Origin of the sequence: Burkholderia sp. Z1, assembly GCF_014893795.1 — a bacterium.
GTDB classification, from domain to species: Bacteria; Pseudomonadota; Gammaproteobacteria; order Burkholderiales; family Burkholderiaceae; genus Burkholderia; species Burkholderia theae.
This window is the reverse complement of the sequence record NZ_JACFYL010000002.1, coordinates 802,002-824,560: the sequence shown is the minus strand read 5'-3', so window position 1 is coordinate 824,560 and position 22,559 is coordinate 802,002. Positions and strand designations below refer to the sequence as shown.

The window sequence follows — 22,559 nt, the reverse complement described above, 5'->3', positions numbered from 1 at the left end:
CGCGAAACTAGTCGAATGACATGACGGTGGCCCCTGTTTTTCTGCAGCGACTTTCTGGTTGATTTGATTACTGCCCTGCTTTTGTCAGACAAGGCTATATCAAAGTCCTGCCATTTTCCAGTCGATGTTTACCCACTGGATCAGGGGTCACCGAGCATGTATTTTTTACCCGCCAATGCAGGTCGGATCGTGGTATTCGCAGGTTTTTCGCCTGCTTGTTTTGATCTTTCGCAAAGACGTCGAAATCAACACACCCAAGAAAATGCGGATTTACGACCTCGACACAATGCAACCGATTATTGCACTGCAATATCTTCACATCGAAAAATTGCCGACACCGACAACCAGCGTCCGTTTAATAATCAAATACGAGCCGGGTTTCTGCGTGCGCGGCGAAATCGCTTCGATTTTCGCGTTACATCGAACCTTAAACGCGAATCGTTATCGCTTGGTTGCGCAACTATTACTGGTATGGTCGGCGAGACAAAAGGAACACTGCCGCCGGCGTGAAGCGGCAGGAAATCGGAAGGCGGAGAAAATCAGGCACCGGAGGCGTTCACCCCCGTGCGCCACATCAGGAAAACAGGCTCATCAGGTACAGCATCGGCCGGAACGAAATCGGCCGCGCATCGGGATTCACCCACAGACGCAGCGCATACACCGCGTAGGCCGGCACTTCGCGCCAGCTCGAATAGACATCGCGCAACTGGAAGCGGCGTGGATACGCGGCGAAGATGTCGGCCCGCGCGATGCCGACGCGCTCGAACGCAAGGCGCGCCCGTGCGAGGTGGTAGTACTGGCTGACGATCAGTACGCGCGACAGCCGGTGCGCCTGCAGGTACGCGAGCGTGTGCTGTGCGGTTGCGAGCGTGTTGTCGCCCTGGTCGTCGACGGCGATCCGGTCGGCCGGCACGCCGCGCGCCACGAGATAGTCGCGCATGGCCGTCGCCTCGTTCAGCCCGGGGCCGTCGATCGCGCCGCTGACCAGAAACGCCGGGCACTGCCCGGTGCGGTAGCAGCGCACGCCGACGTCGAGCCGGGCCGCGAGCACGGGTTTCGGCGCGCCGGTATCGTCGAGCGCGTTGCCGAAGATCACGGCGACGTCCGCCGGTTGGCTCGGCATCCGCATCCCGTACGCGACGAGCGCGACGGCCGCGGCAACCCAGATGCATGCGATGACGGCCAGCAGGCGGCCCGTTCGGGCCGCGAAGCCCCGTTTGGCGTGGTATTTCAAGGTTTTCGGTCTCTCAGGTCGTCGGGCGGATCGGCCAGCCCGGCCCCGGATGGGCGCGTAACGCTAGCACGGCGCGCTCGCGCGTGTCCACGCGGCGGATCGACGACGGCCCGTGGTCGCGCTATCGGCAACACGGCCGCCGCAGCGCGCTCGACAAGGAGCCGGTCATCCTGAGATCGGAAGAATGTGAATGGCCGCGCCGCGATGCGCGCCCTGGCCCGCGCCGAATCAGTCGACCGGGCACATCGTGAGCCGCCCCATCGCCTCGCCGGCGCCGCGCACCGCGCAGGTGGCCGGCTCGTCGGCGATCCGGGCCACCAGCCCCGTCTCGTCGTACAGCAGGCGTTCGAGGTCGGCGAGCAGCGCGCCGCCGCCCGTCAGCACCACGCCGCGATTCGCGATGTCGGTCACGAGCTCGGCCGGCGCGTTTTCCAGCACCGACTTCACCGCGCCGATCACCTGCTTGAGCGGCGCGGCCAGCGCGTCCGCGACGTCGTGGTTGGACAGCTCGACCGAGCGCGGCAGGCCGTCGCCGATGCCGCGCCCGACCGCGCGCGTCGACGTGCGCGGCACCGCGCTGGTGGCCGAGCCGATCGTCTTCTTCACATGCTCGGCCGTTTGCTCGCCGAGCAGCACGCCGTACAGGTTGCGGACGTGGTTCACGATCGCCGCGTCGAACTGGCTGCCGCCGACGCGGATCGCCTCGCGGTAGACGATGCCGCCGAGCGAGATGACCGCGACTTCGGTCGTGCCGCCGCCGATGTCGATGACCATCGAGCCGACCGGCTCGGTCACCGGCAGGCCCGCGCCGAGCCCGGCGGCCAGCGATTCCTCGATCAGTTCGACATCCGATACACCGGCCGCGAACGCGGCCTCGCGGATCGCGCGGCGCTCGACGGCCGTCGCATCGGACGGCACGCACAGCGTGACCTCGACGCGGCGGCTGAAGCGCGAGCGCGTGCGCGACATGTCGATGAAGCTGCGGATCATCTGCTCGGCCGCGTGCGCGTCGGCGATCACGCCGTGCCGCATGGGCCGCACGGCTTCGAGATGCCCCGGTTCGCGGCCGAGCAGCGCCTTCGCGAGCTCGCCGACCGCCTCCAGCGTCGGCCGCGCGTCGGTCGCACCGGCCTTGCGGAAGCAGACGACCGACGGCTGGTTCAGCACCACACCGCGCTCATGCGTGTAGATCTGCGTACTCGCCGTTCCAGGGTCGATCGCAACGGGTTGCGCAAACAACTTTCCGAACAGCGGTGTCGACATATCAAACCTTTGTGAGCGAACGGGCCGGGACGGCCGCACCGCATTCCCGCGGCGTGTCCACGCCGCCCTATCACGAGCTTAGCGGCAAATCGTTCCGATACTTTAGGCAATTCCGATGATTTTTTCGCGACGCAATTGTCAAAAATACCATTCTTGACGTTTCCGGCTACGCAACGGCCTCTCGCGTTTCGCCTGTAAAACACGGTAATCTCTCGGTCTTGCCTGCTCCCGGCAGGCCTCAGACGCCCGATCACGCCAGTTATTTCCACCATGACAGCGACCGTTTCCTTCCGCTGGGCGCGGGTGCGCCCGCTCTGCACGACGCTCGTCGCCTTCTGGTGCTGCACGGTCGCCGCGCAACCGCTGCCGGCCACCGCCACCGCGCCCGCCTCCGCTGCACCCGGCACGCAGGTGGCTGCAGCCCCCGCTGCCACCGCCCCGACGCCGGCCGCCACGCACGATTGCACGGCCGACGGCGGCCCGGCCGGCCGCCCGTCGATCGGCCTCGTGCTGTCCGGCGGCGGCGCACGCGGCTATGCGCACCTCGGCGTGCTGAAGGTGCTCGAGGAAAACCGCATCCCGGTCGACTGCATCGCGGCCACCAGCATGGGCGCCGTGGTCGGCGGCCTGTACGCGAGCGGGATGGCCGCCGCCGACATGCAGAAGCGGCTGTCGGAGGTCAACCTCGCGGATATCGCGTTCGACGTGACGGACCGTGCGGACCTGCCGCAAACGAGCCGGGAAGACGAACGGCTGTACATCAACGGGCTGACGCTCGGCTTCGGCAAGGACGGCGTGAAGGCGCCGGTCGGCCTCGTGCAGGGCAACCGGCTGCAGGCGCTGCTCGCCAACTGGACCGCCTCGGTGCCGACCAACCAGCCGTTCGACCGGCTGCCGATTCCGTACCGCGCGGTCGCGACCGACCTCCAGACCGGCCAGATGGTCGTGCTCGACCACGGCTCGCTGCCGCTCGCGATCCGCGCGAGCATGGCGATGCCCGGCCTGTTCGCGCCGGCCGAGATCAATGGCCGCGCGCTGGTGGACGGCGGCCTCGTCAGCAACCTGCCGGTCGACACCGCGCGGCAGATGGGCGCAAACGTCGTGATCGCCGTCGACATCGGCTCGCAGCTGCGCCCGCTCGACGCGCTCGCGTCGCCCGCCGACGTGATGCAGCAGATGGTCGGGATCCTGATTCGTCAGAACGTGTCGGCCCAGCGCCAGCAGATCACCGCGAACGATGTGCTGCTCACGCCCGCGCTCGGCTCGCTCGGCTTCACCGATTTCCAGAACGCACGCCAGGCCATCTCCGCCGGCGAAGCGGCGGCAACCGCCGCGCTGCCGCGCCTGAAGCGCTACGCGCTCAGCCCCGAGGAATACGCCGCCTACCGCTCCGCGCACGCGCAGCCGCTGCCGCCGCCGGTCCGGATCACGCGCATCGAGATCAAGACGAGCGGCGGCGTGCCGAAGCGCGTCGTCAGCGACGCGCTGCACGTGAAGCCCGGCGACCTCTACGATCCGCAGACCGTCAGCCAGGATCTGCTCGGGCTGACGACGGGCGGCAACTTCGAGAGCGTCACCCAACAGGTCGTAAGCCACGGCGACGACAACGTGCTCGAGATCAACGCGCGGGAAAAATATTGGGGGCCGAACTTCCTGCTGTTCGGCCTGGGCATGTCGAGCAGTTCGACCGACGAAGGCGGTTTCCGCCTGCATGTCGGCTACCGGCGGCCGTGGCTCACCGAATCGGGACTCGAGTTCCGCGCGGATACGACGATCGGCAGCGACCTGCAGTCGGCGCGCGTCGAATTGCGCCAGCCGCTGTCGATGGCGTACGGCGTCTATGTGTCGCCCTACGCCGAATACCAGCGCCGCTACGCGAACCTGTACGACTCCACCGGCGACGTGAAGATGACGCAGTACCTGATGCAGACGGCGCGCGCCGGGATCGATTTCGGCCTGCCGATCGCGCGGCTCGGCGATTTCCGGATCGGTCTCGGTTACGTGACCGGCCACGGCACGCCGACCTACAACCTGCCGCTCGACTTCGGCGACGGCCCGCAGTTGCTCTGGCCAAGCTTCACGTCGCAGGCACTGGTTGCGCGCGCGCGGCTCGTCATCGACCAGCTCGACGATCCGATGTTCCCGCGCAAGGGCTACTACACCGAACTGCGCGTCGAGCGCTCGCTGGTATCGCGCAACGGCGAATCGGCGCAGGACTTCGCCGACGGGGTCACCGACGCGCCGTACACCGAGATCTACGGCAAGGCGATGATCGCGCAGCAGTTCGGCCGGCACAGCTTCAGCGCGACGGTCGAAGGCGGCAAGAGTATCGGCGGCACCAACCTGATCAACGCGTTCAACTTCACGCTCGGCGGCTTCCAGCATTTGTCCGCCTATGCGGCCGACCAGTTGAACGGCAACGAACTCGCGTACGCGCAGGTGACCTACATGAATCAGTTGATGACGTTCAACGCGTCGCCGATCAAGGCGCTGTCGGTGGGCGCCAGCGCGGAAGTCGGCAATGTCTGGTCGAGCGGGGTGAGAGTCGGCGGCGGCGCGCTCAAGCAGAGCTATACGTTCTTCACGAGCCTGTCGACCGCGTTCGGGCCTGTCTACATCGGCGTGGCGCTCGCACCCGCCGGCCGCCGCAACTTCTACCTGCAGCTCGGCCGCACGTATTGAGCGCGCGCAGCCGTCGTTGCTGCCGAGGCTTCGGCCTCGTGCAGCGACTCGCTAGACCGGCCAGCTGATCTCGAAGCGCGCGCCGCCGAGCTCGACCGGATCGACGACCGCGATCCGGCCGTTGTGCGCATGGAGCACCTGCCGCGTGATCGACAGGCCGAGCCCGTAGCCGCCGGTGCGGCGGTCGAGGCGCACGAACGCGTCGAAGATCCGTTCGCGCTCCTGCTCCGGCACGCCGGGGCCGTCGTCCTCGACGAAGATCCCGATGTTGCCGTGCACGAGCGAGATCCCGACGACGATTCGCGATTGCGCATACTTGCTCGCGTTGCGCAGCAGGTTGCGCATCGCATACGACATCAGCCGCCGGTCCATCTTCACGCGCAGGTCCGACTCGAGCGCGATGCGCGACTCGATCGTGCGCTCCGGATACAGCAGCTGCGCGTCCTTGATCTGGTGTTCGAACCATGCGACGGGCGCGGTCATCTCGAGGTTCGACTGCAGCGAGCTGTATTCGAGCCGCGCGAACGTGAGGCTCATGTCGATCAATTCCTCGAGCTCGGTCACGTCCTGCGCGATGCTCTCGAGCGCACCCTGGTATTCGGCCGCGGAAGCCGGCTCGCGCAGCATCTCCAGCGCGAAGCGCACGCGAGCGAGCGGCGTGCGCAGCTCGTGCGAGATGCCGTTGGTGAGATCGCGCTGCGCGGCGATCAGCCGCTCCATGCGCATCGCGAGCGCGTTCAGCGTGCGCGCCAGCGGGCCGATGATCACGCTGTGCGATTCACGCGCGCGCGTGTTGAAGCGGCCGCCGGTGAAGTCGATCGCGCGTTCGCGCACCATCACGAGATCCGACCAGACGGGCCGCATCCACCGGTAGGCCGCGAGCGCGGGCGCGGCGAACACGAACGCGATCACGATCCAGATGTCGCCCGGCAGCGAGTCGAACGAATGCCACACGACCTGCGGCGACAATTCGACGCACAGCGCGAGCGCCGGCACCAGCGCGGTCAGCAGCACGAGGCCGAGCAGATGCAGGTAGGTGCGCACATAAAGGCGCGACCAGCTCGGGATGCGGTCGGCGCGCGTATCGGTCCACGCACGGCGGAAATGCAGCCAGCGCCATTTGACGTAGCGCAGCGTCGGCAGCGGCGGTGCATCGGGGTGCGAACGGGTTCGTCGGATCATCGTGGTTCCCGTCTAGCGGGCGGAATGCCCGCGCGGGACGTGACGGCGTCGCACGAAGGCGGCGTCATTCCCACGCGTGTTTGCTGAATTGATAACCCTTGCTGCGGATCGTCTTGATCCGCTGCGGGTTGCTCGCGTCGTCGCGCAGCTTGCGGCGCAGCTTCGAAATGCGCCCGTCGATCGTGCGGTCGAGGCCGTCGAATTCGACGCCGCGCAACTGCAGCATCAGGTCGTCGCGGCTGACGACCTCGCCCGCATGGCACACGAGCGCCCACAGCAGGTCGAATTCGGCCGACGTCAGATCGGGCGTGCTGCCGTCCGGCAGCACGACGGTGCGGTCGGTGCGGTCGATCGAGAACTTGCCGAACGCGTAGCGCTCGGGCTGCGACGCGGTGCTCTCGGTCGTGCGAACGGGTGCGCGGCGCAGTTGCGCCTTGATTCGCGCGAGCAGGATGCGCGGCTCGACCGGCTTGTGCACGTAGTCGTCCGCGCCGAACTCGAGGCCGAGCAGTTCGTCGAACGGCTCGTCGCGCGCCGTCACCATGATGATCACGCCGTCGTACTGCTTGCGCGCCTCGCGGCAGATCTCGAAGCCGTCCTTGCCCGGCAGGTTCACGTCGAGAATGACGAGATCGGGGCGAATGGACAGGATCGCCGGCACCGCGGCGTCACCGTGCAGCACAGTGTCGACTTCATAGTCGTTCTTGCGCAGGTAGCCGGCGATCAGCGTGGACAGGCGGGTGTCGTCTTCGACGAGCAGGATGCGAAAAGGCATGGGCAGCGGTCGGTTCATCGGGGAAGCCACGGCGGCGCCGGCCGGTGCCGGGCACCGGCCATCGGCCGAAACGTACCGCATGATACTGCGCCTGCCGCTCGTCCGTTTGCCGGTCTCAAAAATAAGGGCGCGATGCTGGGCGCGCTTGACGAATCGGCGCCGAAACGGTTCCATACGGGCTCGCCGGAATCCGGGCCGCGCACCTACCCGCCTGATGTCATGAATTACCAATCGATCCTCGAACGCATCCACACCGAACTCGCCCCCTGGATTGGCCAGGGGCGGGTCGCCGACTACATTCCCGAACTCGCGAAAGTGCCCGCCGACAAGTTCGGGATGGCCGTCGTGACACTCGACGGACATGTTTACACGGTCGGCGACGCGCACGAGCGCTTTTCGATCCAGAGCATCTCGAAGCTGTTCGCGTGCACGCTCGCGTTCCAGATGCTGGGCGACGCACTGTGGGAACGGGTCGGCCGCGAACCGTCCGGCAACGCATTCAATTCGCTGGTCCAGCTCGAAAGCGAGCGCGGCAAGCCACGCAATCCGTTCATCAACGCCGGCGCGCTGGTCGTCACCGACGTGCTGTGCCGCCGCTTCGTGAAGGCCGAGACGGCGCTCGTCGAATTCGTGCGGCGGCTGATCGGCACCACCGATATCGACTACGACTCGCGCGTCGCGCTGTCGGAGCTGCAGCACGCGGAGCGCAACCGCGCGATGGCGCACTTCATGGCGAGCTTCGGCAACATGCAGATGCCACCCGATACGGTGATCGATGCGTATTGCCGCCAGTGCGCGATCACGATGAACTGCGTCGAGCTCGCGCGCGCCGCGCTGTTTCTTGCGAATGGTGGCGTCGCGCCGGCGACCGGCGAGCGGGTGGTCGATTCGAGTTCCGCGAAACGCTTGTCGGCGCTGATGTTGACTTGCGGTACGTACGATGCGGCGGGGGATTTCGTGTACCGGGTCGGGTTGCCGGCGAAAAGTGGCGTGGGTGGCGGGATCGTTGCGGTGCTGCCTGGTGAGATGGCTGTATGCGTGTGGGCGCCGGGGCTCGATGCGAACGGGAACTCGTTGGCGGGGACGCTGGCGTTGGAGTGGTTGACGACTTATACGGGGCGGTCGATTTTTTGAGGGGGTGAAGTCAGGCGCGACTCGTTCGTTGCAATGGTGACCGATCAATTCGGCCCGCATTGGCTCACTGAACGGAGAATTCGTCTTTTAGCAGCGATCGCCCCCATAGTAGTCAGCTACTCGTGCCTCAAGGGGTCATTCCGAAATATCTTCACTCCTGAATCTGGTTCACCATCCTCGTCGCCGTGCTGTTTGCGCTACGTCTAAGCCGTTGTCAAAGTAGAGTCCAGTTTGTCCGGTGAGGTGCAATTTGACTAACTCAGGTGCATACCGATGAAAATCAGCTGTGTTTGCGGCGCGATCATCGTCGACCAAACCGATTACCTCGCCAACAAGGGTCATATAGTGGCTGACGAGGACTGGGAAGACTTTGCCGAATCGATTCGATCACGTGGCGAGATCGATCAGTCATTCGTGCGGCACTGCTATCAATGCACGTCGTGCGGCCGACTGTACGTTGACGATCACGATCGGCGGTTGCTGACATTTCTGCCCGAAACAACAGTGCCCCAACCGGCGCTGAGATCGATCAAAGGGGCGCGATGGAAGGCACCGTTGATTGGCAGGTGGACTCCTGCACCACTGGCGGGTGAATCGAAAGGAAGCCTTTACTGCAAAGGCGGGGATGGCGTCGTTGAACAATACGACACTTGGGAAGCGCTTGAACAAGCTTACTTTGCGCTGTTCTTTCGGCTGAAAGGACTCGGCTTGCTCAGATCGGCGCTGCTCCATAACGGCGGCAAGCAGGTCCATGTATGGGCAGACACCGACCACTAGTCATTTATTCGTGTGTGGGCGTCCAGGTGAATTCTACAGCAGGCACAGGCGACCGAAATTGGCCGCCCCCTGCTTAATTTAATCCCTTGATTTCGGGGAGCAATCGATGGATTCCGATGGAACCCATTCCGCATTTTCCGCATCGAAGGCGTAACCAGCGATCGGCATTACGCTCAGTTGGTAAAGTTCATCTCTCTCGTCAGGCATAGCCAGCCAAGCAGTCGACCGAACGCCATAGACTTGCTCAGCATCCCTCTTGGCCTCGTCCACGGTTGGATACCAGTGATCACCTTCGACTTGACGATTCGAAAACGAGAAGTAGCGGATGAGCAAAACACCGTCCGTCAACCCAAGGATCAAGACCGATTCTATGCTTGCCAACGCCTGAAGGTCGGCCTTCGCCCACAAACGCATCGTTTCCTCGATAGTTTTGCTTTCGCGTCAATTGTCAACGATCTAGCCATCGATGTCGAATGATAGGTTTTGGCCGACCGTCATCCGGTGTACAACTTCCGTCGACGCGCCAGAACCGTCTCTCAAATTCCTCCGAAGCGGGCACTCGAATTTCGCAAAAATTCGTACATGATCCGAAAATCGATTAGACATCGTTCCTAGACGATGACGTGGGGGTAATATACGTGTCGCCGTAAACAAGACCAGACGCGCCACCTTTACTCCAATATATGCTTTTAAAGCTCGATGTTTCCCGCCGCTTGCACATTGCCGTGATTCCGTTATCGATGGTCATTGCCGGCTTATCCGGTAGTGCGACAGCGGCGAACTGGACGCCGTTACCGACGGATGCCACCCTGACGTATCTGCCGGAGTCCGCCATTCGCCTCGGTGACCACGTCTACCTCGCCGAGCAAGGTCCGGTCTATCGCATGGAGCGCGGTGGCGTTTCAGTCCGCGACTATACGGTTCAAGCAACATCGCTCATGGAATTCGATTGCGCGGCACGGCGCGAACGCGAGTTGTTGACCGATACCTATCGAAATGGCAAATTCCTCCGCCTGTTTGAGAGCGGCTCCAGGTCCTACAAGCAAGCGGTGTTCAGGTCGGCGAGCGAGCCCTCATTCAACCGTGCGAGGCTGAACGCAATATGCGCATTTCCATTGCATCGGGAGCGTCTCGTCAACCTCGGCAACGGAGATGGAAATACGCTGTTGCAGATCGATACGCGAAGTGTGCGCGATTCCGGAACGAAGAAAACAGTTTGGGCACGCGTCGACTATCCGAAGACCACACTCAATCCCCCCTATGGCGCGCCGTACGATTCGATTCGTGAATTGATCACGCTCGATTGCTCGACCGGAAATGCGCAAGTGCCGATTCGCTACTACTTTTCACCCTCTGGCGAAATTACTGACGCGACGAAGCTGCTTGATCCACCGCCGCCAACATTTCCGATCGAGTCCGATCCACTGGTCGCACAGGTCGCGCATGCCGTGTGCGGTGCACCCATCGATCCTGAGCATTTCACCGGGCCAACCGGTGGCGACGTTGTTCGCACGAAGACGAAAACGCCGGAGATGCCAGCCATTGAAATCGATCCGATATCCGATGACGTACGCGCTTCGGCGGCCGCATTCAGCCGGGCACTACCCGGTGTCGCACGCTTTTCAAAAGCTACCGTGGTAAAGACGAGTTCCTCACCGCAGTTCCCTCCGTCCGAAGACGCAATCGAACTGCGGCCGCAGGCGGACGGTACAACGTTGCTGCGGGAATCGTACTCAATGTTCTATGTCGATCGCGCTTCGGTCGGCGGGTTTGTACAACTCGGCTCAAGAATGATCGAGAACACACCCGAGAGCAGCGGGAGCGTTACCGAGCAGCTCAGCGCAGCAGTATCTGCGTTCGCGGACGGAGCGACACTCAACTATCGACGCAGCTCGAGAGATTCCCGCCAGGGCACGTTGGTCAAAGATGGCGAGACCTGTCGAATTGGAAAGCCCATGGAAGCTGCAACGTTGAACGCGGCGCTCGCGGGTCGCGCGTGGCCGGTCGAATGTATGGCTGACGATCGATCCCGGCGCTCGGGTTACTACGTGGAGGCGCTTCGTTTCTTCCTCGTCACGGAAAGCGAATCGAGCAGCTTTGGGAAATGGACCACCCGTATCAATTCCGTAACTATCGAGCAATGAAGTGCAGTGCGATGACATCTTCCACATGAATCCGAGAATCAGATTGTCAACGATTCGAGAGTCCGTGGTGAACGGCCGAAACTGGCCGCGCCCTGACGCAGGGTCATGTAACGGTCGCGAGCTCCCGTTGTCCATGCGCTTCATGAAACATAGCCACACCGGGGAACCTCTTTCCGTTTAGCCCGGTGGGTTCAAAAAGTCAGAGGAGAAGCTATCCGAAAACCCGAGCCCATGCCGCCCGTAGGCGTCGCGCGCGGTCTTCGAAGAGATATGAGGCCGCCAGCGTCAAGAGACCTGAAATTGCACCCGTCACGATGTGCTCGACATAGGGGATACGGTAGTGACTCGTGTGCGAGTAGGCGTCACCCAACGTTGTCAGGGCGCCAACGATCAGCGCATTGCCGTATCGATGCGCGTAGAGTTTCGCCGCAGGCGTGAAAGTCAAAAGTACAGCCAGGAGTCCAGTAAGCAGACCTGTATGAAATGCAATGGTCCAGTGGGCGAGGCTCATGATATTGCCCCAGCTCCCCGGCATGCAGGTCATGCACGCACTGGTCGGCTGCCAGAAACGCTGGATAAACAGTCTGACGCGGTGCTTCCACTCGGTTGACATGATGCCTTCCCGTCAATGCCGTCGTCACGGCCGACGCCGCCACACGTATCGTTGAAGCCGTTTCCAAACCCTTTGACGAGCTGGCCGACCTCGTCACGGACGAGTTGGCTGTGCGCCATAGAGGCCGAGCAATAACTTGGACATGGGGGAATACTACTCCACGATCAGACAGCCGCTGTTTCGACCAAGACCGGAATCAACTCTTGCGCCTATCGGTGCGGTCCCGCCCATGACGGGTATCGAACGATGCGCTTCCGCGAAGTCGACGTCCGACATCGACCCGAAACGGTCTGTCAGCTTCCTGCAAAGCGGCCGTCCGGGGCTATGCGTTCTCCCCACCGGACCCAAGCTGAAAGGTAGTCTCTTGATCGTATCCCTAGAAGCGGCTCGACCTGGTCCCAGCGGGATAGCGCTACCGAGGCCGTGAACAGTGCCTCAAGGAGACCCGTGGCGACCAGTTCCACACGTCTCCTTTCGTCGCAGTCCATAGCATCCTCGACAGCATCGCAGAGTTGAGCTCTTTCCGTTGGCGACAATGAATTGAACTCTCGCGCGAGAGTGCGACCGAGTCCGCTATACAACACTGCTGGCGGTACGTCTTGGCCGTAATCCGCCACAATCTTCGCCGCGGCAGCCTTAAATAGTTCTGACCGCGCTAACACACCGAGAAGTTCTTCCATTTTTCAATTGCGAGCGCTTGGCATCAAGATCCCAACACTGCCCAATTGTCGCCATTCCCTGACGTCCCGTCCATTGTCAGGAAATGCCGCCGACCGCCGCCAGACGCAGGCAAGGGCACCCGACCCGATGGATGCATTTGAGCAGCGGTAAAGCAACCGTTCAATCCACTATCACCCGCCAGGTGTTTTCATCGCAAAGGCTCACGGTCTTTCGATTTTCATACCACCCGGTCACCATCGGCAGGGATGCAATGACCTCTGGAACTCCCTCTGGAAATTCCACGAGGCAAATCGTTTTCCAGCCGTGCGGAACCTCCCCAAACGGCTTGGCATATTGCTGCGTTACTGCAACGATGGCGCAGCGTGTCTTTGTCGCAGATTTCGGGATGCCCGTCGGAAAGGCAACGTTGAACACCCTACCTATTGGAATGTCGGCGTAAGCAAACGAAATAAACAGAACCTCGCAGTTTGCGGGCCGTTCCGTTGGAAATGCGCTCTGCACCTGAAACAGGACTGTCGGTGAGGCGCGCCCCTCAACCGCGAGCACACACTCACTCAAAGGTACGTCACTTTCTTGGCGCACGCGTGGCCTCCCTGCAGATTGGACTTTTGAGCGACGTCTCATCCGGTATTGCCAACGATTCGAACGACTGCGGCGAACGTCTCTTCCCGGCCGACCGCCGCCGGTCGCGACCGGCTGTAGCCGCCCCACAAGGGACGTCCGGGTTTCTCAATTACGGACATTCATTCAGCACACGTCAAACCGGCTGCAGCATGATCGAGCGAACACCTCATGGCCCACACAACAGCCTTTACGAAACTGCCTCTTGCATCGTGAGGGCCGCCGCGACCGCGTTGCCCATGTCGTTGGTTCCGACCTTGCGCGTGCCGGCTTCCCATATGTCGGCCGTGCGCAGCCCTTGCGCGAGCACCCGCCTGACCGCCGTCTCGATGCGCTCAGCCTCATCAGGCAGGTTCAGCGAATGGCGAAGCATCATTGCCGCAGACAGGATGGTCGCGAGAGGATTCGCGATGTCCTTGCCAGCGATGTCTGGCGCCGAACCGTGCGACGGCTCATACAAGCCCTTTCCGTTCACGTCGAGGGATGCTGAGGGCAACATGCCAATCGACCCCGTCAGCATCGCCGCTTCGTCCGACAGGATATCGCCGAACAGGTTGCCAGTGACGATCACGTCGAACGTCTTCGGCGCGCGCACCAGTTGCATGGCAGCGTTGTCGATGTACATGTGCGAGAGCTCGACGTCGGGATATTCGCTGCCCACCTTGATCATCGTGTCGCGCCAGAATTGCGAGGTCTCCAGCACATTGGCCTTGTCGACGCTGCACAGGCGCTTGCTGCGCTTTTGCGCGGCGCGAAAGGCGACATGGGCCACGCGGACGATTTCCGGCGCGCTGTAGCGCATGGTGTCAAACCCTTCGTCGTGACCCTGGAACGGTCCGTCGGGCGCGAAACGCGTGCCGCGCGGTTCGCCGAAATACACGTCGCCGGTCAGATCGCGGATGATCAGGATGTCGAGGCCGGCAACGACTTCCGGCTTGAGCGCCGACGCGGCTGACAGTTCCGGATACAGCATCGCCGGGCGCAGGTTGGCGAACAACGCCAGATGCTTGCGCAGACCGAGGATGGCCTGCTCCGGCCGCAGCGGTCGTTCGAGCCTGTCGTATTGCCCGTCGCCGACGGCGCCGAGGAGAATCGCATCGGCTGATTTTGCCAACCTGAGCGTACGCTCGGGCAAGGGATGGCCGTAGATGGCATAGCCAGAACCCCCTACCGGCGCTTCTTCCAGCTCGAAGGGACAACCGAGCGCGTTGAGTACCTTGACAGCCTGCGCCGTGATTTCAGGACCGATGCCGTCACCGGGTAAAATCGCAATTCTGGGATTCATTTGAGTTGAGTTTCTGTCGATTGAAGAATCCCAGAGTAATCGACGTGCCCCCGTGGAAAAAGATGACCATTTATCCCGGTACAGGTCATGCCACGCTGGCCGAATCGCCTTCAACCCGGCAGACGTGATCTGCGGGTATCTCCGAACGGCCGGTTGTGGCCGATCTCGGACGTCAAAGGTGGCGTGGCGCTCGCCCGTCCGGGCTGTACCGAAGGAATCGCATGAGAGTTTATATTTCCAGAGCGCAAGCGTTCAGGCGCCTGAGCAACTGACAACGTACACTAGTCGCTCGATATTCTGACCCGACCAGCATTGGTTTAAATACACGGAGCGCAGGGACCTTGGCCTAGGAATGGTTGACGACTTATTCGGGCCGGTCGATTTCCTGAAGCAGCGGGCTCGGGCACGACTGCAGGTCGAAATCGGCACGCGCCGGTACGCTCAATGGAGCATTCGCCCTTCCATTACTCGCGCCAATTACCCATCGCGCTCACGGACATCCTGACGATGCATTTGAATTTGCTGACGCTGACTCGCGGTGTTCAAGCGGGTGTGCAGATCCGGCCGCGCTGGCCCGCGCGGCACGTCCGCGTGGATGCGCGCGTCCTCGGTAAGCTGCAGGCGATCCAGGCCGAGTTGCCCGCGCAGATCAACCTGATCCTGACGCGAGGCTACGAGCCGCAAGTGTCCAGCCTTGGTTTTGCCCGTCGCCGGTTTCGCGCACTGGGAATCGGCGTGTTCCGCGTGCTCTATCCCGCCCGATGCGACGAGTTGGCCGATATTTTCGGCAGCAATGGACACGATGTCGATGGAACGCATATCGACGTTTCATTTGGTTTGAACGGTCGTCGCGTACGGATGTTGCCGCTGGGCGTATTCACGCCGCCTTTCTGGCAGCGGCGCCGCGTACGGCGATGCGCTTCGGCCCTTGCAGAGCTCCATGCCGCGCTGATACGGCAAGGGTTTCAGATTCACCGCAACGCAACGGAAAGCCTGCAGATTCATTGTGATCTGGTGCACTAGCGCAGATGATCACAGGTACCACCGCAAACGCTCCGTAAAACGATCGAACTGTCGACCTTCCGTGAATCGGGCGCTCGAAACATTCTCGCACCGCCTTCGCGTGCAGGAGCCGAGCGGCCCAGATCCTGCCGCACGCTACCCGTGCCAACAAGCAAGCGCCGGCCCGATCGCTCGATCATGCAGCCGGGATATGAGAATTGAACACGGTTGCCGATGCGAGTTCGAGCGTCGTCGGATCTTCGAATTCCTTTTCCATGAAGTCGAACATGGCAGGCGAAACCTCAAACGAAAACGTTTCGCCCTTTTCTGAATTCCTTGTCAAAACACGACCGCGGCGGATGTCATGCGGCGCGGTGACATAGTGCAGCTCACTCGAAATACCCGCGTCCCTGGCTCGATCAGCAAACGCCGAACGATTTCGCGCCTTCATGAAACCTAGATCCAGAATGACGTTCCCGCCATTTTTCGCGATCTGCTCGGCAGTGCGCCAGATTTGACTCTCGCAGCGCTGCACTCGCTCCATGAGCCAGTTCAATTCAACCGGCTCCGGAAGATCCGGGCCGTACAGCTGTGCCATCCACTCATCGATCGAGAAACGCGTCGCGCCGGACGAGACTGCGAGCGTACGCGCGTAAGTAGACTTGCCGGCACCTTGCGGCCCAAAAACGATATGTACCACTGCCATGAAATTCCCTGCCTCCAGGTCGAGCGCCGAAGCAGCGCTGGTCAATTGGCCCGGCGTTGTCGCGGCAGCGCGACCCGATCGCCGGATGTCATTGATTTCGATGCCGCGGTCGAGCCACCCACGTCAGCCCCGGCGCAAACCCAACGCGGCATGCGTCACGCGAAGGCAAACGCCCGGCGCGCTCATTCGGCTTGCGCGAAATTCAACTCGACGCCATTGCCTGCCGGATCGCGGCAAAAAATCTGAATCTGGCCCGTGAGCGGAACGTACTCACGCGTGAATTCCACGTTGGCCTCGGTCAGATGAAGCGCCATTTCGCTGGGACCGTCGCAGGAAAACGCTACGTGATCAAACGTATTGGCAACGTTTGACGGGCGCGACTCGCCCGGCCACGCTTCCGTCAGATGCAGCACGGCCTGCGTGCCCGCATACAACCAATACCCGAAGCTCTTGAACGGCGGGCGAAACCCTTCCTGCAAGCCGACGATGTCGACATAGAAATCGCGGAGCACATCGAGTGTCGACCGATCCGCCCGAAGATTGTAGTGATTGAACCCGGTAACTGGCATGACGTGTGGCTCGTGTTGGCGCAACGTGACATGAAATGGCATCGCGCCGGGCATTGTCGCTTCGGGCACGATCCGCGCGAAAACGGCAAGCCGGCAGCGGCGAGCAGTCGCATCCGACCATCGACATCGGCGTCGCACTACCGCAACCGACCGTTGGTCGATAAAGCGCATGCCAGTATATTGCGGCCGTGCGGAAACCGGGCACCGGTATGACGGAGGCCGCCGCGCGACGCGGCAAAATGCCCCTACGAAAATCGCATCGGCGGCCAACCCGATTTTCAGGTACAAATCGGGGACGCTGAAATTCCCCGCGGGCTATCGGAGAACCTCGCTCATGACTCGGCAAAACGCACCGGATATCGCAACGGCAACCCTCACGAACCCCGGCGACAACCCATCCGCGCCGATTCGCGCCATCGTGCCGTCAAGCACCGCGTTGCTCGTCATGCATTACCAGACCGACATCCTCGGACTCTTTCCGTCGGTCGCGCCCGAGTTGCTCGCCAATACGCGCCGGCTATGCGACGCGGCGCGGGCCGGCGGCGTCGGCGTCTGGTTCGCCAATCTCCGGTTCAGCCCCGGCTATCCGGAAGTCAGCCCGCGCAACAAGAACGGGCAAGGCATCAAGCAGCTCGGCCTCTTCATCGACGACGGCCCGTCGCCCGAGCTGGGCCGACAGGCCGACGAGCCGCTGATCGTCGCGCACCGCGCCAGCGTGTTCTTCGGTACCGATCTGCAGGCACGGCTGGTCGCGCAAGGCGTCGATTCGCTGATCATGGTCGGCATCGCGTCGACCGGCGTGATGCTGTCGTCGATCGGCTACGCGAGCGACGCGGACTTCCGCCTGTATACGGTCAAGGACTGCTGCTACGACCCGGACCCGGTGGTCCACGAGCACCTGTTCTCCACCGCGTTCGAATCGCGCACGACGGTGCTGTCGCTCGCGGACGCGTTGCGGCTGCTCGGGTAACGAACCCGCAGCATCGCCCGGAATCGCCCATGCAAAAACGGCTTACCGGGCGGTTCCGATGCCCGCCGGAATGAGACCGAGCCGGCCAGGAACTGCACACGCTCGTCGCCCGAAACCGGTGTATATTGCCGACCGATATGCCTGCATGCGCGCCGTCGACGGCGCGCCCGACCTCACCGAATGCCCAGCCCATCCGCCCTGCCGACGCCTGCCGAATTGAACCGCACGCTACCGTTCGCGGCCGGCGCGCGGCCGTGGCGGCTCGTGCGTTATGCGTGCGTCGACTGGCTCGGCATCCTGCTGTGCTGGGCTGCGATCCGCTTCGTGCCGAATCCGTTCGTCTATGTCGCCGCCGTGCTGCTGATCGCGGGCCGGCTGCAGGCATTCGGCGTGATCCTGCACGACGCGTGCCATATTCCCGCGCGGCGCATGACGCTGCCGCTCGCGCTCGTCGAGGCGCTTGCCGGCTGGACGATCGGCTCGTCGATCGCCGCGATGCGCTATCACCACCTGCGCCATCACCGCGCGGTCGGCACCGCCGAAGATCCGTACCTGCACCGGCTGGCCGCACGCGGCGGCTGGGTGCAACGCGCGATGATGCTGCGCGGCGCGCTGCTGCCGGTCTGGTGGCCGCTGCGTGCGCTGATGGCGCCGCTCGCGCTCGCATGGCCCGCGTTCCGGCCGTGGTACGCACGCGGCTTCATGCAGGACCGCTCACGCCAGGATCTGCGCCGTCACCCCGAAGTCATCGCGTGCGCCCGCGCCGACCTGCCGCATTGCGCGGGTTATCTGCTCGCGATCGCCGCCGTCGTGCACTGGGATCTGCCGTTCTTCACGTACTACGGACTGCCGTGGATCGTCGGCGGCATCATGAATGCGAACCGCGTGCTGCTCGAACACGACCACGTCGAGATCGACGAACGCTCGCCGGAATCGATCTGGCGGATGACGCGCACGATGACGTTCGGCTGGATCGGCAAGCTCGTGCTGTATCCGCGCAACATCGGCTATCACCAGGTGCATCACGCGTATCCGGCGCTCGCGCTCGAGCACCTGCCGGCCGTGCACCGCCATCTGACGGAAGGCATCGCGTTCGCACCACCGCGGCCGGACCCGGCCAACCCCGCGCACTAGACGTCCCTCATCCCGCGGCGACGCATGCCGCACCTACAGTTCGAACCGCATCACCTTCTCGCCGCACTGCTCGGCCGGCAGCGGCTCGCCGCGCTTCACCGCGTCGAGCAGCCTGTCGATCGCGACATGCACGATGTCGGCGCGCACGTTGTGCGGGCGGAACCCCGGCGCGTTGTCGAGGCCCTGCCGATGCGCGCGCATGATCCGCACGTCCTGCTGGATCACGAGGTGCGTATACAGGTTCAGCAGCGGCCGCAGCGCGCGCAGCATCCAGCGCGGCAGCCGGAAGCGATACGCGATGTAGGTGTAGACGCGCGAGCGGCGTGCATCGATCGGCGTGATCTGGCTGACGATCAGGAACCCGGAACGCTCGCCCCACAGGTAATCGCAGCGCGTCACGTTCGGCGCGATGAAACGGTCGACGTGCGCGAGCGGCACGCGATCGGGGTTCGTGAGCCAGTCGAGGCAGAAGCCGATCTTGTCGTCGCCGTCGTGGTAGGTGACGGCGACGCTGTCCGGCGTTGCCGCGACCGTCGCTTCCATCGCCTGGCCGCGGCTGCTGCGGAAAATCCCGTCGTGCACGAATACCGTATGCGGTACGTCCATGAAGTTCTGCGCGAGCATCGCGATGTCGCCGTCGAACGTGTTGACCATGAAGTACGACTGCCACGGCGCGGCGTCGCGGAACGGCATCCGGAAGATCTCGCGCGCCGACGGGTCGCCGGCGCCGAGATACACCCAGACGAGCCCGTCGAGCAGTTGCACGGGCAGCGTGCGCTGCCGGAACGGATAGCGGCCGGGCGTGCCGGTCGGCCGCGTGCCGTCGATGCTCGGCACATGCACGACCTGCCCTTCGCCGTCGTAGCGCCAGCCGTGATACGGACAGACCAGCGCATCGCCGTCGACCTTGCCGGCCGACAGGCGCGTGCCGCGATGCACGCACTGGTCGATCAGCGCGGCAATCCGGCCGTCGCGCTGCCGGAACAGCACGATGCCGGTGTCAAGAATCCGGACGCCGAGCGGCTTGTCGCGCGGAAGTTCGCGTTCGGTGCACGCGACGAACCATTGCTCGTGCAGGCCGTCGGCCGGCGGCACGGGTTCGTGCGCATGCGTCGCGTCGCGCGACGGGCAATCCTGCCCGCATCCACGGGGTTCGGTCATGTCGTTCATTGGATCATTCATCCGTCATCGCGAGCAGCGCGTCGGCCACCGGCAGCCGCGTCACGAGCACGCACGGCTTCACGTCGCCCGCACGGATGCCGGCGCGTTCGGCCGCATGCTGGAGCAAGTCGCCGAGCCGCGCCGGCGATCCGCCCAGCCGTCGCACGCGCAGCGGGCCGAGCTGGCCGATGCGGCGTGCATGTGCGTAATGGAACGCCTGCGCCAGTGCCGCTTCGACGGCCGCGCGTAACGCGTCGGCTGCGTCATCGCCAATCTCGCCTGCGACGCACAGCACATAGTGCGGCAGCGCTTCCCGCGCGGCGCACGGCACGATGCATGCACCGACTTCGCCGTGCTGCGCGCGTGCCTCATTCAGCGCATCGGCCGCAATCTGCTCGTCGAGCTTCTCGCCGACGAGATCGACGCTCGCCGCCGCGCGTCCGACGAACGCAATGCGCGGCGTGCGCGCGGTCATGCCGACCACGCGGACACGATCGTCGAGCGCATAGCGCATGAGCCCGCCGCCCGTGGTCAGCAAAACCTGTGCTTCGTCGCCGAGCTGCAGCCCTTCCGCGTCGCACACGCTGCCGTCGTCGCGCACGAACTCAAGGTAGTGGCTGCCGATCGCGAGCGGGCAGCCGTCGCCCGCGCCGAACGAAATGCTGGCGACGCCTTCGGTCGCGAACAGCCCCTTCGGCAGCCATTGCACGCGCGGAAACCGCGCGCGCAACGCATCGGCGTAGTGCTTGCTCGGGCCGTCCAGCCAACAGCTCACGGCGGCCAGACGCGGCCACAGCGCGCGACAATCGCCATCCGCGATCGCGCGGCGCAGCGCCGCGCGGCGCTCGGCCGGCAACGACGCCTCGACCCACGCAAGGTCACGCGCGCCGTCGGCATCGTCGCGATCGAACAGCGGACGCAGCACGCTCGTCAGGAACGTCGGGCTCCACACGCTGATGAACGCGAGCGTTTCGTCGGCGACCAGCGCGCGCAGCGTCTCGCGCCGCCACGTCGACACGTCGCCGGTCAGCGGCGGCACCAGCAGCGTCGACGCGAGCGCGGCCGCGCTGCTATCACCGAGGTAGTCGAGATCGCTCGCCGAGCCGACCAGAATACCGTTCGGCGCAACGCCGGGCGCCTGCAGCGGCGGCGACATCGACCAGTACGCACGCCCTTCCCCGAGCGCCGGGCACGCACGATGCATGTCGGCCAGCCATACGATCATCGCGGCCTGCAGCTCGCGCAGGAACGCGGGCGTGTACGGAATCAGCTTCTGGCGCGCGGTGCTGCCGCTCGTCCGTTCGAGGAACACCGGGCGCTCGGCGGTCAGCACCGGTTCCGTCTCATGCGACACACGTTCGAGCCACGGCAGGAAATCGGCGGCCGCATGTACGGGCACGCGCTCGCGGAACTGCGCGGGGCTGCCGATCCGGTCGAAGCCAAAGCAGCGTCCGAACGCCGTATCGCGGTTTGCCGCGAGCAGCGCCATCAGCCGTTGCGCCTGCGCGTCGCCCGGCGCTTCGAGGCTGGCCAGCCAGCGGTCGACGTCCGGCTGCGCGGCGCGCGCGAACGTGCGCCATGCGTCGGCCGGGCTGCGGGCGGAGGCGTCCATCAGAAATAGGTCTTGTCGAGTTGCGCGAGATCGTCGGGCAGACGGCGCGGCGGCGCGAAGATCGTCAGCCAGCCGTACCACAGCGGCCGCGTCTCGCGCTGGTCCGACGCCGCGTGCATGTCCTGCCAGCGCAGCGCGGGCCGGCGATGGTGCGTCAGGTTGTAGTTGAAGTTCAGCAGCAGCCAGCGCACGGGTGTCGGTGCGCGCATGTTGTACGTGCCTTCGACGACGTCGAGCGGCGTGCGCATGTGGTACACCCACTGCAGCGACGACCACGAGAACGCGAACGCGACATACGCGATCAGCACCGCCGACGCCGACCAGTCGAGCAGCCAGCCGGCCAGCAGCCACGCGCCGACGGCGGCCAGCGTTTCGTAGCGGATGCGGCGGAAGTCGGCGGTCGTGAATTCCTTGAAGGCGGCCGCGTAGGTGTTGTCGTCGCCGCGCGCGGCAAGCCGCTGCATCGTGCGGCCGGGGACCAGCGCAAGCACGAAGCTGCCGACGAAACTGCCGAGCCAGATACCGCCGAGGATCGCCGCGTAGTATTCGATGCGCTTGCGCAGCAGCGATTCGTCCGCCGTCGCGAAATCGGCGCGCTCGGCGCGCGTGCGGTTGCGTACGTGATGGCCGAGATGGTTCACGTGAATGAGCGTCGCGGCTGCACCGAACATCGTGGAAGCCCACCACATCATCATATAATTCGCGATCGGCCGGCGATGCCCGAACCCGTGAAAGGTTTCGTGCATCATCGAGAACACGCCCTGCATCACGAGGCAGAACGGGATGAGCACGAGCCACTTGATCGCGCCGGCGCTCGTATGCGAGAGCCAGGTGAGCGTGCCGGCCCACACCATGCTCTGCAGCGCGAGCACCAGCAGGTTCGCGTGATCGTAACGTCGGGTCTGCGCCGCAGCGGCCTGCGCGCTCGGTCGGTTCATGGCTCGGAATGGCGATTGTTTGCACGGGAGGATACAACAGATGCGTCAGCCGCCGATAACGGCCCGCGCCCCGTCC

Annotated in this window: 21 protein-coding genes; 8 read left to right on the top strand and 13 right to left on the bottom strand. The window is 63.9% G+C overall.

Annotated features, from left to right (window positions below; translation table 11 throughout):
* Window positions 1–156: 156 nt before the first annotated feature.
* Window positions 157–510 carry a hypothetical protein gene (locus H3H55_RS20760; protein WP_193100012.1) on the top strand — a complete coding sequence of 118 codons (354 nt, stop codon included), beginning with the start codon at window positions 157–159 and terminating at the stop codon, window positions 508–510.
* A 64-nt stretch (window positions 511–574) separates the two neighbouring features.
* On the opposite strand, the gene H3H55_RS20755 is transcribed toward H3H55_RS20760, so the two are convergent.
* Window positions 575–1,234 carry a YdcF family protein gene (locus tag H3H55_RS20755; RefSeq protein ID WP_193100011.1) on the bottom strand — a complete coding sequence of 220 codons (660 nt, stop codon included), beginning with the start codon at window positions 1,232–1,234 and terminating at the stop codon, window positions 575–577.
* 228 nt (window positions 1,235–1,462) lie between these two features.
* Window positions 1,463–2,497 carry a rod shape-determining protein gene (locus H3H55_RS20750; protein ID WP_048245785.1) on the bottom strand — a complete coding sequence of 345 codons (1,035 nt, stop codon included), beginning with the start codon at window positions 2,495–2,497 and terminating at the stop codon, window positions 1,463–1,465.
* Between the two features lie 270 nt (window positions 2,498–2,767).
* On the opposite strand from H3H55_RS20750, the gene H3H55_RS20745 reads away from it, so the two are divergent.
* Window positions 2,768–5,179, top strand: a complete 2,412-nt coding sequence (locus H3H55_RS20745) for a patatin-like phospholipase family protein (RefSeq protein ID WP_193100010.1) — start codon at window positions 2,768–2,770, stop codon at window positions 5,177–5,179.
* Between the two features lie 51 nt (window positions 5,180–5,230).
* Here the strand turns inward: H3H55_RS20745 and H3H55_RS20740 are convergent, their stop codons facing one another.
* Both H3H55_RS20740 and H3H55_RS20735 read right to left on the bottom strand, forming a co-directional pair.
* Window positions 5,231–6,361: an ATP-binding protein gene (locus H3H55_RS20740; protein WP_129515500.1), complete on the bottom strand. Its 1,131-nt coding sequence runs from the start codon at window positions 6,359–6,361 to the stop codon at window positions 5,231–5,233.
* A 64-nt stretch (window positions 6,362–6,425) separates the two neighbouring features.
* On the bottom strand, window positions 6,426–7,136 hold the full coding sequence (locus H3H55_RS20735) for a response regulator (protein WP_129515501.1): 711 nt from the start codon (window positions 7,134–7,136) through the stop codon (window positions 6,426–6,428).
* A gap of 219 nt (window positions 7,137–7,355) precedes the next feature.
* On the opposite strand from H3H55_RS20735, the gene H3H55_RS20730 reads away from it, so the two are divergent.
* Together H3H55_RS20730 and H3H55_RS20725 are read left to right on the top strand one after the other, a co-directional pair.
* The gene (locus H3H55_RS20730; protein WP_129515502.1) at window positions 7,356–8,270 is read left to right on the top strand and encodes a glutaminase; all 915 of its coding nucleotides are present in this window, start codon (window positions 7,356–7,358) and stop codon (window positions 8,268–8,270) included.
* 273 nt (window positions 8,271–8,543) lie between these two features.
* On the top strand, window positions 8,544–9,047 hold the full coding sequence (locus tag H3H55_RS20725) for a hypothetical protein (protein ID WP_193100009.1): 504 nt from the start codon (window positions 8,544–8,546) through the stop codon (window positions 9,045–9,047).
* Window positions 9,048–9,125: 78 nt separating this feature from the next.
* Here the strand turns inward: H3H55_RS20725 and H3H55_RS20720 are convergent, their stop codons facing one another.
* Window positions 9,126–9,461, bottom strand: a complete 336-nt coding sequence (locus H3H55_RS20720; RefSeq protein WP_193100008.1) for a hypothetical protein — start codon at window positions 9,459–9,461, stop codon at window positions 9,126–9,128.
* A 269-nt stretch (window positions 9,462–9,730) separates the two neighbouring features.
* On the opposite strand from H3H55_RS20720, the gene H3H55_RS20715 reads away from it, so the two are divergent.
* The gene (locus H3H55_RS20715; RefSeq protein WP_193100007.1) at window positions 9,731–11,191 is read left to right on the top strand and encodes a surface-adhesin E family protein; all 1,461 of its coding nucleotides are present in this window, start codon (window positions 9,731–9,733) and stop codon (window positions 11,189–11,191) included.
* A 211-nt stretch (window positions 11,192–11,402) separates the two neighbouring features.
* Here the strand turns inward: H3H55_RS20715 and H3H55_RS20710 are convergent, their stop codons facing one another.
* The 3 genes from H3H55_RS20710 to leuB form a co-directional block, all read right to left on the bottom strand.
* Complete coding sequence (locus tag H3H55_RS20710; RefSeq protein WP_193100006.1) at window positions 11,403–11,804, bottom strand: hypothetical protein; 402 nt, start codon at window positions 11,802–11,804, stop codon at window positions 11,403–11,405.
* A gap of 840 nt (window positions 11,805–12,644) precedes the next feature.
* Window positions 12,645–13,067, bottom strand: coding sequence for a hypothetical protein (locus H3H55_RS20705; RefSeq protein ID WP_193100005.1), 423 nt, complete (start codon window positions 13,065–13,067; stop codon window positions 12,645–12,647).
* A 229-nt stretch (window positions 13,068–13,296) separates the two neighbouring features.
* Window positions 13,297–14,391, bottom strand: coding sequence for a 3-isopropylmalate dehydrogenase (gene leuB, locus H3H55_RS20700; RefSeq protein WP_193100004.1), 1,095 nt, complete (start codon window positions 14,389–14,391; stop codon window positions 13,297–13,299).
* A 444-nt stretch (window positions 14,392–14,835) separates the two neighbouring features.
* Between leuB and H3H55_RS20695 the strand changes: the two genes are divergently transcribed.
* Entirely contained in the window at window positions 14,836–15,414 is a 579-nt protein-coding gene (locus H3H55_RS20695) for a hypothetical protein (RefSeq protein ID WP_226800330.1), read from the top strand.
* A 175-nt stretch (window positions 15,415–15,589) separates the two neighbouring features.
* Here H3H55_RS20695 and H3H55_RS20690 read toward each other — a convergent pair whose 3' ends face one another.
* Both H3H55_RS20690 and H3H55_RS20685 read right to left on the bottom strand, forming a co-directional pair.
* On the bottom strand, window positions 15,590–16,144 hold the full coding sequence (locus tag H3H55_RS20690; RefSeq protein ID WP_226800329.1) for an AAA family ATPase: 555 nt from the start codon (window positions 16,142–16,144) through the stop codon (window positions 15,590–15,592).
* A gap of 137 nt (window positions 16,145–16,281) precedes the next feature.
* Window positions 16,282–16,668 (bottom strand): VOC family protein, encoded by a 387-nt coding sequence (locus H3H55_RS20685; protein ID WP_193102081.1) that lies wholly within the window; start codon window positions 16,666–16,668, stop codon window positions 16,282–16,284.
* Window positions 16,669–17,002: 334 nt separating this feature from the next.
* Between H3H55_RS20685 and H3H55_RS20680 the strand changes: the two genes are divergently transcribed.
* A complete protein-coding gene (locus tag H3H55_RS20680) occupies window positions 17,003–17,638 on the top strand; it encodes a cysteine hydrolase family protein (protein WP_193100003.1) in 636 nt (211 codons plus the stop codon).
* A gap of 180 nt (window positions 17,639–17,818) precedes the next feature.
* A complete protein-coding gene (locus H3H55_RS20675) occupies window positions 17,819–18,772 on the top strand; it encodes a fatty acid desaturase family protein (protein ID WP_193100002.1) in 954 nt (317 codons plus the stop codon).
* A 33-nt stretch (window positions 18,773–18,805) separates the two neighbouring features.
* Here the strand turns inward: H3H55_RS20675 and H3H55_RS20670 are convergent, their stop codons facing one another.
* From H3H55_RS20670 to H3H55_RS20660, 3 genes are read right to left on the bottom strand one after another with little or no spacing between them, the layout of a single operon-like run.
* Window positions 18,806–19,933, bottom strand: coding sequence for an aromatic ring-hydroxylating oxygenase subunit alpha (locus H3H55_RS20670; protein WP_226800328.1), 1,128 nt, complete (start codon window positions 19,931–19,933; stop codon window positions 18,806–18,808).
* A gap of 13 nt (window positions 19,934–19,946) precedes the next feature.
* A complete protein-coding gene (locus tag H3H55_RS20665) occupies window positions 19,947–21,545 on the bottom strand; it encodes a GH3 auxin-responsive promoter family protein (RefSeq protein ID WP_193100001.1) in 1,599 nt (532 codons plus the stop codon).
* Entirely contained in the window at window positions 21,545–22,483 is a 939-nt protein-coding gene (locus H3H55_RS20660) for a fatty acid desaturase (RefSeq protein ID WP_193100000.1), read from the bottom strand. Before H3H55_RS20660 ends, H3H55_RS20665 begins: the two co-directional genes overlap by 1 nt.
* Window positions 22,484–22,559: the final 76 nt, after the last annotated feature.

Excerpts from the sequence above, each read along its gene's own strand:
- H3H55_RS20660 (WP_193100000.1), bottom strand. The coding sequence starts at position 22,483 with ATGAACCGACCGAGCGCGCAGGCCGCTGCGGCGCAGACCCGACGTTAC.
- H3H55_RS20750 (WP_048245785.1), bottom strand. The coding sequence starts at position 2,497 with ATGTCGACACCGCTGTTCGGAAAGTTGTTTGCGCAACCCGTTGCGATC.
- H3H55_RS20720 (WP_193100008.1), bottom strand. The coding sequence starts at position 9,461 with ATGCGTTTGTGGGCGAAGGCCGACCTTCAGGCGTTGGCAAGCATAGAA.
- leuB (WP_193100004.1), bottom strand. The coding sequence starts at position 14,391 with ATGAATCCCAGAATTGCGATTTTACCCGGTGACGGCATCGGTCCTGAA.
- H3H55_RS20725 (WP_193100009.1), top strand. The coding sequence starts at position 8,544 with ATGAAAATCAGCTGTGTTTGCGGCGCGATCATCGTCGACCAAACCGAT.
- H3H55_RS20710 (WP_193100006.1), bottom strand. The coding sequence starts at position 11,804 with ATGTCAACCGAGTGGAAGCACCGCGTCAGACTGTTTATCCAGCGTTTC.
- H3H55_RS20665 (WP_193100001.1), bottom strand. The coding sequence starts at position 21,545 with ATGGACGCCTCCGCCCGCAGCCCGGCCGACGCATGGCGCACGTTCGCG.
- H3H55_RS20715 (WP_193100007.1), top strand. The coding sequence starts at position 9,731 with ATGCTTTTAAAGCTCGATGTTTCCCGCCGCTTGCACATTGCCGTGATT.
- H3H55_RS20730 (WP_129515502.1), top strand. The coding sequence starts at position 7,356 with ATGAATTACCAATCGATCCTCGAACGCATCCACACCGAACTCGCCCCC.
- H3H55_RS20745 (WP_193100010.1), top strand. The coding sequence starts at position 2,768 with ATGACAGCGACCGTTTCCTTCCGCTGGGCGCGGGTGCGCCCGCTCTGC.
- H3H55_RS20695 (WP_226800330.1), top strand. The coding sequence starts at position 14,836 with ATGGAGCATTCGCCCTTCCATTACTCGCGCCAATTACCCATCGCGCTC.
- H3H55_RS20670 (WP_226800328.1), bottom strand. The coding sequence starts at position 19,933 with ATGACCGAACCCCGTGGATGCGGGCAGGATTGCCCGTCGCGCGACGCG.
- H3H55_RS20740 (WP_129515500.1), bottom strand. The coding sequence starts at position 6,361 with ATGATCCGACGAACCCGTTCGCACCCCGATGCACCGCCGCTGCCGACG.
- H3H55_RS20735 (WP_129515501.1), bottom strand. The coding sequence starts at position 7,136 with ATGCCTTTTCGCATCCTGCTCGTCGAAGACGACACCCGCCTGTCCACG.
- H3H55_RS20760 (WP_193100012.1), top strand. The coding sequence starts at position 157 with ATGTATTTTTTACCCGCCAATGCAGGTCGGATCGTGGTATTCGCAGGT.
- H3H55_RS20680 (WP_193100003.1), top strand. The coding sequence starts at position 17,003 with ATGACTCGGCAAAACGCACCGGATATCGCAACGGCAACCCTCACGAAC.
- H3H55_RS20685 (WP_193102081.1), bottom strand. The coding sequence starts at position 16,668 with ATGCCAGTTACCGGGTTCAATCACTACAATCTTCGGGCGGATCGGTCG.
- H3H55_RS20675 (WP_193100002.1), top strand. The coding sequence starts at position 17,819 with ATGCCCAGCCCATCCGCCCTGCCGACGCCTGCCGAATTGAACCGCACG.